We start from the raw sequence: 13,726 nt of genomic DNA, 5'->3' as shown, positions 1-13,726 counted from the left end.
CTCCTATCCTTCCTGCTTAGTAAGATCAAACCGAAAGTCTTCAATCACCGTATTGGCTAACAGCTTCTCACACATATCCTTTACTCGTTCTGCTGCAGCCTTTTGATCATCGCTATTAATTTCAAGCTCCATGTATTTTCCTATTCGTACATCTCCAACCTCATCATATCCTAGTGAATGCAGCGACTCATGAACCGCATTCCCTTGAGGATCTAATACACTTTCTCTTAAGGTTACATATACCGTTGCTTTAAACATTGACACTACCCCCAATTCTCCTTAATATTTCTTGATAGGCTTCCTCAACGTTCCCTAAATCCCGCCTAAACCGATCTTTATCTAACTTTTCCTTTGTATGGGCATCCCAAAATCGACACGTATCCGGAGAGATTTCGTCTGCTAAGATAATAGTGCCTGCAGGGGTTTTTCCAAACTCTAATTTAAAATCCACTAAGATAATATCTTTGTTTAAGAGATATTCAATCAAGATATCATTAATTTTTAGTGCTTTTGATCGAATGGCTGCTATATCAGGCTCTCTAGCCAGCCCAAGAATGGCAATATGATCATTGTTAATCAAAGGGTCCCCCAGCTCATCATTCTTATAGTAGAATTCCACAATCGTTTCTGGGAGTTCCTTCCCTTCCTCCCATCCCAGCCTTTTAGCAAGTGAGCCCGCCGCTATATTTCGAACGACAACCTCAATCGGGATAATCTCTACTTGCTGAACAATCTGCTCTGTAGATGAAATCTTTTTAATAAAATGATTATCCACGCCTTTTTCTTTTAATAAACTTAGGAAAATGGAACTAATCTCATTATTTAGAGTTCCTTTTCCTGCTATTTGACCTTTTTTCTCGCCATTGAAGGCAGTGGCATCATCTTTATATTCAATCCAATACTTTCCTGGTTCTGATGTTTTAAACACTTTTTTCGCTTTACCTTCATAAAGCTGTTCCAATTTTTCCATTATTTTCCACTACTTTCACTGTTTGGTTATGTTTTTAGCCGGACAACTAAAATAGCCGCGTATCCTTATGACCAAATTCCAAGATCCTTAATTTGCTCGTCTATTCGCTTGAGAGTTGAACCTAAAAAATTAATGTGACCCATTTTCCGATTTTCTACGCTTTCCTTTTTGCCGTATAAATGTAGTTTGGCTGTTGGAGGAAGCTGTTCTATTTTATCTAGCACTTGCCTTAGATGCTGACCTAAAATATTAACCATTATAATCGGAGTTAAAAGAGTAGTATCTCCTAAGGGCAGTCCACATATTGCCCTAATATGTTGCTCAAATTGAGAAGTAATACATGCGTCCATTGAATAATGCCCGGAATTATGAGGTCTTGGTGCTAACTCGTTCACGATAATTTCACCATCATTCGTAAGGAACATCTCTATCGCAATTAATCCAACTACTTGTAGGGAGTCTGCTATTTTCAATGCTGTAGTTTCCGCTTGAATCCTTTGCTCATCGGTGATTCTAGCAGGAACGAAAGACTGATGCAGGATATTATTAATATGGACATTTTCAGCTACCGGGAAAGTTTTTGTTTGACCTTTAATATTTCGGGCAACAATCACTGATAATTCCTTACGAAACGGGATAAATTGTTCGATGATCATGTCCATCCCTGCCTTATTCCAAGCCTCCATTGCAATTGGAATTTCATCCCTTTTTTTTATTACCCATTGCCCTTTCCCGTCGTATCCCCCTGTAGCTGTTTTCATTATGAAAGGCAATCCAAAACGATCAATAGCCGTTTCAAAGTCATTTTCCGATTGTATGACCAAGAAAGGAGCTACTGGCACATTGAAGGACTTTAACATGGATTTTTCCAGAATCCGATTTTGGGTTATTTTGAGCAGTTTGCTTCCTTGTGGGACAAAGGATGTAGTTTCTAACATGGAGGTTATAGTAGAATCTACATTTTCAAATTCATAAGTAATAACATCTGAGGAATCTGCTAGTTCTTTAACTGCTTTAAGCTCAGAATAGGGAGCAGTGATTTGAAGATCTGCAACTTGTCCACAGGGTGAGTTAGGTGTCGGATCCAAAGTAATAAAGCGATATCCCATATTTCTACCAGCCATTGAAATCATTCTTCCTAGCTGGCCTCCCCCTAAGATACCAATCGTTGAGCCGGGTTTTATGACTGTCAAAGTATTTTTCCTCCCTCATCCTTTTTTAAACTCTTCATAATTTTAGGTTTTCCTGAAACACACTCCTTTACTTTTTTAATCAAAAAAATTTTTATAGTTAACCAAAACCAATACAATCAATTAGACTTTGAAAGAAAAGGATAAAAATTCTGCTTTCGCCAAAAATAATGAAATGAAATAAGGGGAGGAATATTAAAATGGATTCAGAAATGAAGGATAAATGCGGTGTATTTGGTGTTTTTAATCACCCCCAAGCGGCCCATTTAACATATTATGGACTTCATGCCCTTCAACACCGTGGCCAGGAGAGTGCAGGAATTGTAGCTAGTGATGGAAAATCATTCAGATATCACAGGGGCATGGGATTAGTTACCCAAGTATTTTCACGTGAGATTCTGGATGGACTAAGCGGAAATATGGCCATCGGTCATGTACGATATTCTACTTCTGGTGCAAGTTTACTACAAAACGCACAACCTCTTGTTTTTAAGTACAGTGAGGGAGATTTGGCCGTTGCCCATAACGGGAACCTAGTAAACGCCAATATTGAACGGAAGGTTCTTCAACAACAGGGTGCCATCTTTCAGACAACAACTGATACGGAAATTATTGCTCACCTAATAGCCCGATCCAGTAAAAAATATTTTGATGAAGCTGGCCCGGATGTCCTGAAGCGGATTGACGGTTCCTTTGCTTTGTGCATCATGACCGATAAAGAAATGCTGATTGCCCTGGATCGTCATGGGTTACGTCCCCTTAGCCTTGGAAAAATTGGTGAATCCATTATCGCGTCTTCAGAAACATGTGGGCTAAATGCGGTTGATGCTAAATTCTGGAGGGATGTTGAACCGGGCGAATGGCTTCTTGTTAACGAGAAGGGAATAAAAACAGGCAGATTTGCTGCAAAAGGTGACGTTTCCCTTTGCTCCTTTGAATTTGTTTATTTTGCTCGTCCAGATAGTGTGATTCATGGAAGAAGTGTCTTGGCCATACGGAAAGAATTAGGCCAAATTTTAGCAAAAGAACATCCGACACCAGCTGATGTTGTCGTTGCCGTTCCAGAATCGAGTGTCCCTGCAGCAATGGGGTATGCCCAACAAGCAGGAATTCCATATGAAATGGGAATCATCAAAAACCCCTATGCCGGTCGTTCATTTATTGAACCAACCCAAGAATTGCGGGACTTGGCCGTTCGTCTAAAATTAAGTGCTGTCCGTGAAATTCTCGAGGATAAGCGGGTCGTGCTTGTTGATGATTCGATTGTTCGTGGAACGACAAGCAAGCGAATTGTTGAATTGATCCGTCAGGCAGGTGCCAAGGAGGTCCATGTACGAATAAGTTCCCCTATGGTAAGAAATCCTTGTTTTTATGGAGTGGATATGCCGACAAAAGAAGAACTTTTTGCTAACAAACATGAACATGAACGAGCAATGGGAAAGGTGATTGGAGCAGATTCATTAGCCTTCTTAAGTACGGAAGGGTTATTAGAGGCGGTAGATGTAGATCTTGCAGAAACAAGCAGTCGCTGTATCGCCTGTTTTAGCGGAGCATATCCAACTAAATTGTATTTGAAGTGATCATCTTAATTAAACTAGGACCTCCTAAAATGGAAGTCCTAGTTAATTATTATATTTATTCCCGAATAAACCCAAACTTTTGAAATTAAATTATCTTTTCATTCATAAATTGCGATTATTATTATTAATGTTAGAGTTAGATGTTAAGATAAAGAAAAACCTTCAAATTTATGAAGGTTTTAGCTTATTAATACGAATATTTGATTCCAGCCTTGCAAAAAAAGAAATATGCGACCTATTTCCCCTGAAAATCACTAATTAATTAATTTTCATCATTTTCGTACGCGATTACCACTACTTTTTTATGTGCTTGCTCGCTTATTTTTTCTTCTAGTGATTGAATTTCATTGATTAAATTAGGTGAAAGCGCAGCTGCAACATACTGATTTTCTTTAACCATTTTCATTACTCCTTTACGATAATTGTCTTTGGTATTATTAAAAACCTAAATTAAAGATTTTTCTTCATCAGGAGAAAGATTTGGATCCCAGCCGGTAATAATAGAACTTTTTCTGCCTGAATATCATTATTATTAAGTTCACTTCAATGTCTTATTCATTTTCGTAATTGTCTACCCCTCAATTTGAAATTCCTGTGGAGAAAAATGAAGAAAATTGCCGGAATGATGGCAGGCGGGTTATTTAATGTTCGTTGTGAAGGATCCGGAATGATTGCTTTTACTGCGCATTAAAAACCACTCACCTTAAGGGTGTCGCCTGGCAACCCCATGATATCGGATCCAAACGCAACTGTAGCCTGGTCAAAAAAAAGTTCCTGGTACCATCCAAATTTGATGGTACCAAGAACTTTTTTGGCTTTCTGGCGTTCACCATTTATTATCTCCTAAATGTAACAAAGTCTACATTAACAGGTTCGCTTTCATTAGCTCTCAGAAGTAGATTGATCTGTCCTCGGTGATATTGACCATGTAATGCAACATGGGTCAATATCTCCCTTATCGAATTTTGAAACTCTCTGCCTTTACTATTTCTGTATACAACGATCTGTTCGAGATCAGAATTGGATAAACCAAAAAGAAATTCTTTAAAGTTTTGCAGATTTTGTTTAACAAGTTCTGCACAGGCTTCTAAACTGACCTCTGCCCAAATTAATTTGGAACTGTCCGATCCTTTTAACCTAGTAAACCACACATGTTCTGCCAAAAGCAGATGTGAGAATAGATTCTTAACTTGTTTGTTCTCTCCTTCCATATTTTTCAAGACTTCAAGAATTCGATGATTAGACCAATGTAAATGCTTAAACATATTTCGAATCGTTTCCACATGACCACCTCCATGTATTTAAACAATATGTATAATCAAATAGAATTTAGAACCCTTTACATTTTAGACAATACCAACATATTTTTGTTATAAATCATTACTAATTTTAGGTATTATCATCGATAGGTTTCCAACCATAACTGTACATGTTAGAATCATATAGTTGTTATATCCTTTCTACTATCGGTGGTGTACTGTGAAAGAATCTGTATTAATTCAAGAAAACAAAAGTCTCAAACTGAAATTTGGTTTTCTAAAAAAAGACATGGTCTTTACCATTTCACTTATTTTAGCAGTGACAAGCTCTTTAATTTATCCTCCAAAATTGGAATATATCAATTTTCAAGTGCTATTTATTTTATTTAGCCTGATGCTAACCATAAAGGCGTTGGAAGAACTTAGATTTCTTGATAAATTCGCAATAGCTATCATTAATAAATGTAATAATAGCCGGTCCGTTTCAGCCATATTAATTTTGTTATGTTTTTTTACTTCAATGTTTGTAACGAACGATGTGGCACTGCTTACTTTTGTACCTTTGACTCTTGTTATTAGTAGAAAAACCAAAATTCCCATGATGGAGACGATTATCCTGCAAACTATTGCAGCCAATATTGGAAGCAGTTTAACACCAATGGGAAATCCTCAAAATTTGTTCATTTATTCTCATTATGGAATCAAGCCATTGCCCTTTTTTTCGACCGTCCTATTCATGGCTGTCCTTGGGATATGTTCTATATATATCCTTATAAAAAGAATGCAATATAGAGACTTGAAAGTAGTTTTTACTCCCATTCTATTAGACGATTGGAAAAAACCAGCTGTCTGGGGATTAATCCTAGCAATAATCATCGCTTCAATTTTTGGAATGGTCAGTTACCAGGTTGCCTTCGTGGTTACATTCATATCCGTGATCATTTTGAATGTAAAATTATTGATAAAAATTGATTATCTGCTGCTGTTTACCTTTATCTGTTTTTTTATCTTTATCGGAAATATTTCCAATTCAAACACATTACAAGCATTTGCCAGTGCAAATTTGAAAGACACTACTTCCGTCTATTTTAGTTCGATATTTTTAAGCCAATTTATAAGTAATGTCCCTGCTTCTATCCTCCTGTCAGAATTCACAACAGATTGGAAACCTTTATTATTGGGGGTGAATATTGGCGGACTTGGGACCATTGTTGCTTCATTAGCCAGTGTAATTTCTTACAAACTATACATTCAGGCAAATCCAACCGAGAGTAAAAAATATTTAATTAAATTTAGTCTATATAATTTTTCCTTTTTAGCGTTTTTAAGTTTGATTCAGTACTTTATCATTAAACTATTTTTAAAATAAGCTTTTTCATATGCAGTGTATTTAAAAAATCAGGCACCATCCAGAGAAATGGATGATGCCTGATTTTTTATTAAAAGGGAATTCCTATGATTAAGTCTCTCCAACCTGAACTAATTTTCTTTTGACCGGTCAAAGAAAAAAATCTTACCTTCTTTAGTTGGAAAAAGATTTAACTCCTTAACCTTATCTGCGTGATTCGTTATGATTTCCTTAAAAACTTCATTCGCGGATTTATTTTTTGTTTCTATCCCCAATTTTTTTGCAGCTTGGAAAATTCGTTTTTCTCGAACTTCATGGGCTACTTTACGAAGATTTTTATTTTCAATAGAAATGCCTAGTTCTTTAGCGTCTTTTTTAATCTGAATCTCACGAATTTCATGGACTAAATCCTTTAATTCTTTGCCATTAGTCGAGATTCCTAAATCCTTGGCCACTTTTTTTATGTGGGTTTCACGAACTTCATTGGCTAAATCATATAGTTCTTTGCCTTCAATCGAAATACCCAACTCTTTCGCTTCATTTTTGATTACTGTATCTCGGACTTCTTTCTCCAATGAACCTATGTCAATCCCTAGAGATTCGGCCTGCTTTTTAATAAACTCAGGGTCGTGTTTAAAATGACCTCGACCATGGGCTTCTGTTGCCTTTACTTGTGCGTTATCCTCTGTAGTTGCAAAAACCTGCACTGAACCTAGAAATCCAAACAATAAAACCATTACACAAATACAGGTCCTCTTTATCTTTCTCATCAAATGATATCCTCCTAAAATGGTTTGGGTATTACAGATGATAGGATTTCCATAAGATATTACCAATTTATGAACAAGTTGTTAAATTTTGTATTCCTTTTCTTTTATTTTTCTTTGCTAAAATTAAGGATTCATAATCTGAGATGAGATGAGTAAGGGATTTTTCGAATTGAAGAATTTATTTTGAAGAGAATGTTTCCTGAGTTTTTATGAAGATCATTCTTTCTATTTGCAGCATAACGGATACTACGTGGAAAAATGCCTCTTTCATTGATGAAGTTTTTAAATGTTTTTCATAATGTTGATGCAGGCAACTGGCCATTGCTTCTCTTGCCTCATAATCGAAATGATAAAAATCAACAATTGGGAAATATAATCCGCCGCCTAACGGGATTAATGTCCCCATGGCGAATTCCCCTTCTGTAGGAGGGATAGCAGTTGGATCATACACAATGATTTCCAGAGATTCATGAGTTAGAATATCAATAGCCACAAAGGAACGATCATTATATTTATGGCCAATAAAATAGAATTTTGGTACTGCCTTATTACACTCCCTTAGCCAAGATTTAATGAAAGGCTTGTCTCTGAGTGTATAGTGTTTATCGGAAATATAATCATCAAAACAGCTATTCACTTGATGCGATCCGGAATCATACATTAACCGCCACCAAAACAAATTGTCGAGTAATCCTTGCTGTTTTTCCGTCTTAGGTTTATGTTCCGCCACAAATTCCTTAAGCAATGACAGATTTTCATTATCATAATATAGATCAAAAGCATAAATCATAAAATCCCTAAAAACGTCACTTACCATAACCCGCCTTAAGTCTTCAGACACAGGATAATCAAGCCGAAATTTTTTTGTTTTGGTAACAGACTGTTCAAACTCTACTATCTTTTCAACGGTTTCTGGTTTACCCATCATATCATCAATCCTTTCATTAACCCGGGTCCAAAGTTATGTTCATAATTCCAAAGAATTAACCTTCATTTTTATTCGGAAACTGATCCTAATACCTATTGGAATGTTCAAGTTTATTCACTTTTCGCTTCACGCTTGTAACTTCACTAAAAAGCAATTCAATATCTGCATTAACATCTGATTGGAAGTCTTTTTTAGATAACAAAATGTAGAAAGGATAAATTGGAAAAATCATTATAGAATCATAAAACTGTAGAATCAATTGTGATGAAAACGAGGAATTCAAAAAGGAATGGTAGTGGACATGAAAATTATATCATTCCTATTCATTTAAACTATGACTTAATAATAGTTTTCATAAAATTGTAATATTTCCGAGCTATTCAAAGGCATTTTTTTCCACTTCCTGTTGTTTAAGTCCAATCATTTTTTGGTAATCATACAAAAATAAAGCTCCTGCAAAGTTAGGAGCTTTAAAGGAAGTTATTATATAGGTTTGTTTATCGAACTTTTTCTAAATGACGTACCATTTGCCCGTAATGACCTGTTACGTGCTGAACGATTAAATGGTCGACTAAGAATGATAACGGTTTTCCGTCAAAGTTTGGGTTATAACTTGGAGCTGTTTTTACTAGATCCTCTTCTTTAACTCTAGCAAGTGCTGCCTCAACCTTCGGTACTAAGTTTAGTAGTTTACTTATGGCATACTCTTTCTTAATACGAGATACAACGTTTTCATCTACTGCAGCTAAACGACGTACATGTTCATGATTCCGTCCCCATTTTGCACCTGGAACAACTAACAATGCTTCCAAATCGGCTACCCAAAAATCTACCGCTTCTAAAATATGAGAAACAATTTGCATGGCGGACCATTCTTTTTCAGAAGGTTTAACATAAAGTGTCGCCTCTTCCGTATTTTTCACTACTGCTACAATATCATCTATACTCTTTTTAAAAGTTTCCAATTTTTCATTCAGTACTGCTGTCGACATCGTAATAAGCCCTCCTACAATTCACTTATTGTAAACTTTCAAAATTTTATTTTAATAATTTCATAGTACATAAATTTAAAAAAATGCGCTAGAGCTAGCTCTAACGCATTTTGATTTGCGTAAAGTTGTAAATTAGCAATCGACACGTTGGTAATTTTTATTGAAATAGCCATATAAGAAATCAACAATCTTGTAATCAGTTGGTTTGTGTTGTTCGAAAATAAAGTTGCGAAGTGAAATGGTCGTTGGGTCCTCCGCGTGAATGATTTCGCCCCATTTACGTGCTGTTGTTTGTACCATTGCAGAACGTGGAATTCGCATTTCTTGGTATGCTTTAAATGCTTCTTCGTAAGTATTATGTTCTTTTAATTTCGCACCTAAGACAAATGCATCTTCAAATGCTTGAACGCCGCCTTGAGCTAAATATTGAAGCATAGCATGACCAGAATCCCCTAATAGTGTAATGTTGCCTTTTGTCCAATTGTCGATTGGTTGACGGTCATACATTTGCCAACGGAATTGACGGTTAATATAAGTTAAAGCGTTTTGAACTTTTGGATGACTATTTTCAAAACGACGTGTTAGTTCTTCTGGATTTCCCCAGTCTTCTACAGTAGCATCATATGATTTAAATACCACTACTTGGTTGTAAAGCTCTCCACGACGAACTGGATATTGTACTAAGTGCAGGTTTGGCCCAATCCACATGATGACATCATCTAAGTCTAAGTTTGAGTTATTAGCCACTTCTTCAATTGGAATCGTTCCACGGTAAGCTACATACGCAGAGTTTACTGGTTCATCTTCAATCAATAGCTTACGCATGTTTGATTTTACCCCATCCGCACCAATCACTGCTTCTGCACTAAACGTTTCACCATTTTGGTTGACAACTGTTACAGTATCACCATTTTGTTCTGCGGTTTGAATGGTTTGGTTTGTAAAGAATTTGATATTGCTGCTTTTTTGACATGCTTCATAAAGAACTCTATGTAAGTCAGAGCGATGCAATACGATATATGGCTGACCGAATTCTTTTTGGAAATCTTCCTCTAAATCAAGAGTTGCTAACTCTTCTGCAGTATAAACATCTTTTAGAACAAGACGTTTTGGTACTACCGCATGCTTTAAAATTTCTTCCTTTACTCCTAGACGGTCTAACACTTCTAACGCGTTTGGTGCTAACTGAATACCTGCACCTACTTCTCCAAATTCAGGTGCTTGCTCAAAAATTGCTACTGATTTACCAGATTCCTGGATTGATAGGGCTACGGCTAAACCACCGATTCCTCCACCTACTACAATAATATCGCTTACATTAGTCATTGAAAATTCCTCCCAAATAGGTTATTATCTTCTACAAATAGTGAACATTGTTCTTGATAAGTAAACTTTAAATCATTTTTCACTATTTCGTCAATACAAAAATTTTTAAATTCTGAAATTTCTTTTAATCAATTTTTCTACAACACTATCCAATATCAATTGAAAAGAGGGGGATCATTATGACAATTGAAACGAAAGCTACCGGTATTCAGTCATTACAAATTGCGTTAAACATATTAGAAATCTTAGCAATGGATAAAGAGCCTCTAAAGTTTACTGATATTCAAAACCGAACTTCTATGACAAAAGGTAATTTATATAAATATTTAGCAACACTATGCCAATTTGGATTAATCAATCGTAATCCTCATACAAACACGTATACGCTTGGACATAAATTAGTACAGTTAGGAAATATTGCTTTAGGTCAAACTTCTTTAATTGAAGTGGTTATACCCTATTTCAAAAAGATCACCGAGCACACGAGCCTAACAGTACTACTGGCTGTTCCTTCGATAAAAGGCCCACTCATTTCATATATTTTAAGTGCAGATTATGGAATAAATATCGGAGCACAAATGGGGACACACTTGCCTCTCTCCTCCTCAACCGGTGTCGTTTTTTCTACTTTTGAAAAAGATGTCCTCATGAAAGAGTGGGAAGAAGAAGAATTAGCCAAGCTCAATGAAAGTGAATTACAGCAATATCTAGGTGAAAAGGAAAAAACAAGAGAGTTGTTTTTTGTATCAAAAACTGAACCGCTAATCAATCATGTCTCTTCTTTTAGTGTCCCTTTATTAAATTTCAACAATGAACTGCTCGGTGCCATTACCATCGTTGGTATTACTGAGACAGTACCAAAATCAGCGGACCATCCGATTGGACAATACGTTCTCAAAACCGCAAAGGAAATTTCAGAATATTATGGTTTTATAAAATAATCTCCTACTCTTCCATCTACGTTTTAGCATGGAGTTCTTCTATAGAAGTTTATGCTTTTTACTTTGTAATCCTGGATATTTGAGGAGATATGAAATGATAATAGAAATTTTATTTTTTCTGAAAACAAATAATATTGACAATCTTATCAAAACCTATTAATATTTTTTATAAATAGTGAACTAGTTTCACAATTAGTGAAAACAAGGAGGACAACAATGAAACTTATTAATTTTACTGTCGCTGGGCATACTCGTGCAGGGGCAATCGTGGACAACCAAGTAATCGACTTAAACTATGCGTACCAAGCACAGTTAAAAACAGAAGGAAAGTACCGTTTCGAAGCCATCGCAAAAGCATATGTGCCAGAAAATACAGACGAGTTATACCAAGGTGGTAAAGAGTCGCTGCAACTAGCGCAAAATGCAATCGATTTCATTTTAGCTAATCCTGAAAGCTTTGATAAAAAAGTGATTTACAATCGCGAGGAAGTTAAGGTAGAAGCACCTGTCGGGCGGCCAGGCAAAATTATTTGTGTGGGTCACAACTATCGCGAGCACATTTTAGAAATGGGTCGTGAACTCCCATCCCACCCAGTTATTTTTGCAAAATTTGCTAATACAATCTTAGGGCCTGAGGACGATATTCCACACTATCCAATTTCTGACAAACTTGACTATGAAGCAGAGTTTACATTTGTTGTTGGCAAACAAGCCCGCAATGTTTCCGAAGAAGATGCATTAGACTATGTAGCAGGTTATACAATTACAAATGACGTAACCTATCGTGATATTCAACGCCGCACTATTCAATGGTTACAAGGAAAAACAGTAGATGGCAGTGCACCAATGGGACCATATTTAGTAACTTCAGATGAATTACAAAATCCATCTGGCTTAGATATTGTCCTAAAAGTAAATGGGGAAGTACGTCAAAAAACGAATACTGCCAATCTAGTATTCTCCGTTCAAAAATTAGTCTCTTTCTTATCAAATTTAATGACATTAGAGCCAGGAGATGTTGTATTAACAGGAACCCCTGGAGGCGTTGGATTTGCAATGGATCCTCAGCAATTCTTAAAAGATGGAGACGTCGTTCGTATTGAAATCGACCAAATTGGTGCCCTTGAAAATAAAGTAAAGGCAACTGAAGTCTTAGCCACTGTATAATTAGGATTTGCAAGGGGTCTAGCAGCATACACTGCACCCCTTTTCGCTATAAGATTTGAATAATAAAGGAGAATGTGAAATGGCTGAAGTAAATCCAGAAGTTCAGGAGTTTATGAAAAGCTCGATTGTAACCAATTACACAAGAGATATTCAACAATACAACTTAGGACCTCTTTGGGAAGCAATTCCAGCAATTATGCACAAAACGCCAAAGCCTCAGGCACAAGCTTATCTTTGGAGCGATGAATTGCTCAAAAAGAAAATGGCTGAAGCCGCTCAAATCTTCACACCAGAACGCGGTGGGGAACGTCGTGCGATTTATTTCCAAAATCCTGGCTTAACTTATCGTGAACCTTGGGGATGGGGGTCTACTACTCAAACGATTTATGCAGCTATTCAAATGTTATTGCCTGGTGAGCAAGCTCCCTCGCACCGTCACTCACAAAGTGCCTTGCGCTTCATTTCTGAAGGATCAGGTGCATACACGATCGTACAAGGTCAGCGTATTTTCATGGAAGAAGGCGACTTTTTAATTACTCCAAAGGGCTTATGGCATGGGCATGCCCATTTAGGTACAGAGCCGATGTATTGGATGGATGCTTTAGATATCCCTACTCTTTACGCAATCGGTGGTACCTTCTTTGAACCTTATGAAGATGGTTTACAACAACCAGATATTCCAGATAACTTTTCAGAGATTCGTTATCGTGGCGGCATGGTTCGTCCTGTTGGTGATGAAAAATTCACAGTTGCTCCACTTGCTAATTATAAATGGGATCGAACGGTAGAAGGAATTAAAGGCTTGATGGAATTCGATCCAAATCCACACCATGGATATGCAGTAGATTACATTAACCCATCTACAGGTAAATCGGCGAACCCGACGCTTGGCACTCGAATGCAGCATTTACCACATGGGTTCCAAACAAAGGCATTACGCCATACACACTCAACTGTTTACCAAGTACACAAAGGCTCAGGTCACACAGTCATTAATGGCATTCGATTCGATTGGAAAAAAGGCGATTACTTCGTTGTTCCAAACTGGGCATGGTATGAACACTCTGCATCAGAAGACTCTTACCTCTTTTCAGTAAACGATTTACCAATTATGAACCGTTTCGACTTAGAACAAGAGCAATTGTTTGAAGAAAACAACGGCCACCAAAAAATGACTGGCGAATTTAAAGCGGACTTCCGTTAATAGAATGATTTAAAAAAACGCTCAATTTGAGCGTTTTTTTTCATTTGCAAA

The 13,726-nt window shown here is 36.7% G+C and carries 14 protein-coding genes and 1 pseudogene; 6 read left to right on the top strand and 9 right to left on the bottom strand.

The features are described from left to right. Positions 1-3: 3 nt before the first annotated feature. From purS to purK, 3 genes are all read right to left on the bottom strand, one after another. On the bottom strand, positions 4-258 hold the full coding sequence (gene purS / locus QF028_RS08910; RefSeq protein ID WP_168244331.1) for a phosphoribosylformylglycinamidine synthase subunit PurS: 255 nt from the start codon (positions 256-258) through the stop codon (positions 4-6). Beyond that, positions 251-970 carry a phosphoribosylaminoimidazolesuccinocarboxamide synthase gene (purC, locus tag QF028_RS08905; RefSeq protein ID WP_429464906.1) on the bottom strand — a complete coding sequence of 240 codons (720 nt, stop codon included), beginning with the start codon at positions 968-970 and terminating at the stop codon, positions 251-253. Before purC ends, purS begins: the two co-directional genes overlap by 8 nt. Positions 971-1,035: 65 nt before the next feature. Continuing rightward, complete coding sequence (gene purK, locus QF028_RS08900; protein WP_429464905.1) at positions 1,036-2,163, bottom strand: 5-(carboxyamino)imidazole ribonucleotide synthase; 1,128 nt, start codon at positions 2,161-2,163, stop codon at positions 1,036-1,038. A gap of 197 nt (positions 2,164-2,360) precedes the next feature. On the opposite strand from purK, the gene purF reads away from it, so the two are divergent. Continuing rightward, positions 2,361-3,740: an amidophosphoribosyltransferase gene (gene purF, locus QF028_RS08895; RefSeq protein WP_429464904.1), complete on the top strand. Its 1,380-nt coding sequence runs from the start codon at positions 2,361-2,363 to the stop codon at positions 3,738-3,740. Between the two features lie 262 nt (positions 3,741-4,002). Here the strand turns inward: purF and QF028_RS08890 are convergent, their stop codons facing one another. Next, positions 4,003-4,140 carry a hypothetical protein gene (locus tag QF028_RS08890; protein WP_215004520.1) on the bottom strand — a complete coding sequence of 46 codons (138 nt, stop codon included), beginning with the start codon at positions 4,138-4,140 and terminating at the stop codon, positions 4,003-4,005. A 204-nt stretch (positions 4,141-4,344) separates the two neighbouring features. Between QF028_RS08890 and QF028_RS08885 the strand changes: the two are divergent. After that, a pseudogene (locus QF028_RS08885) lies at positions 4,345-4,503 on the top strand (AIM24 family protein); the annotation flags it as partial. A gap of 73 nt (positions 4,504-4,576) precedes the next feature. On the opposite strand, the gene QF028_RS08880 reads toward QF028_RS08885, so the two are convergent. After that, entirely contained in the window at positions 4,577-5,023 is a 447-nt protein-coding gene (locus QF028_RS08880) for a DinB family protein (RefSeq protein WP_429464903.1), read from the bottom strand. Between the two features lie 196 nt (positions 5,024-5,219). Here QF028_RS08880 and QF028_RS08875 point away from each other — a divergent pair, with 196 nt between their 5' ends. Next, positions 5,220-6,368, top strand: coding sequence for an SLC13 family permease (locus tag QF028_RS08875; RefSeq protein WP_429464902.1), 1,149 nt, complete (start codon positions 5,220-5,222; stop codon positions 6,366-6,368). 110 nt (positions 6,369-6,478) lie between these two features. On the opposite strand, the gene QF028_RS08870 is transcribed toward QF028_RS08875, so the two are convergent. The 4 genes from QF028_RS08870 to QF028_RS08855 form a co-directional block, all read right to left on the bottom strand. After that, a complete protein-coding gene (locus tag QF028_RS08870) occupies positions 6,479-7,117 on the bottom strand; it encodes a hypothetical protein (protein WP_429464901.1) in 639 nt (212 codons plus the stop codon). A 178-nt stretch (positions 7,118-7,295) separates the two neighbouring features. Further along, on the bottom strand, positions 7,296-8,045 hold the full coding sequence (locus QF028_RS08865) for a hypothetical protein (RefSeq protein ID WP_429464900.1): 750 nt from the start codon (positions 8,043-8,045) through the stop codon (positions 7,296-7,298). Positions 8,046-8,542: 497 nt separating this feature from the next. Next, entirely contained in the window at positions 8,543-9,037 is a 495-nt protein-coding gene (locus QF028_RS08860; protein ID WP_429464899.1) for a DinB family protein, read from the bottom strand. Between the two features lie 132 nt (positions 9,038-9,169). Next, positions 9,170-10,363 carry an FAD-dependent monooxygenase gene (locus tag QF028_RS08855; RefSeq protein ID WP_429464898.1) on the bottom strand — a complete coding sequence of 398 codons (1,194 nt, stop codon included), beginning with the start codon at positions 10,361-10,363 and terminating at the stop codon, positions 9,170-9,172. A 179-nt stretch (positions 10,364-10,542) separates the two neighbouring features. Here QF028_RS08855 and QF028_RS08850 point away from each other — a divergent pair, with 179 nt between their 5' ends. The 3 genes from QF028_RS08850 to QF028_RS08840 all read left to right on the top strand — a co-directional run bounded on the left by QF028_RS08850 (position 10,543) and on the right by QF028_RS08840 (position 13,675). Continuing rightward, positions 10,543-11,304, top strand: a complete 762-nt coding sequence (locus tag QF028_RS08850; RefSeq protein ID WP_429464897.1) for an IclR family transcriptional regulator — start codon at positions 10,543-10,545, stop codon at positions 11,302-11,304. A gap of 216 nt (positions 11,305-11,520) precedes the next feature. Further along, the gene (locus QF028_RS08845) at positions 11,521-12,471 is read left to right on the top strand and encodes a fumarylacetoacetate hydrolase family protein (RefSeq protein ID WP_429464896.1); all 951 of its coding nucleotides are present in this window, start codon (positions 11,521-11,523) and stop codon (positions 12,469-12,471) included. Positions 12,472-12,550: 79 nt separating this feature from the next. After that, positions 12,551-13,675, top strand: a complete 1,125-nt coding sequence (locus QF028_RS08840) for a cupin domain-containing protein (RefSeq protein ID WP_429464895.1) — start codon at positions 12,551-12,553, stop codon at positions 13,673-13,675. Positions 13,676-13,726: the final 51 nt, after the last annotated feature.

Source organism: Neobacillus sp. B4I6 (assembly GCF_050434045.1).
Classification (GTDB): domain Bacteria; phylum Bacillota; class Bacilli; order Bacillales; family Cytobacillaceae; genus Neobacillus.
This window is presented reverse-complemented; position numbering and strand designations above follow the sequence as displayed.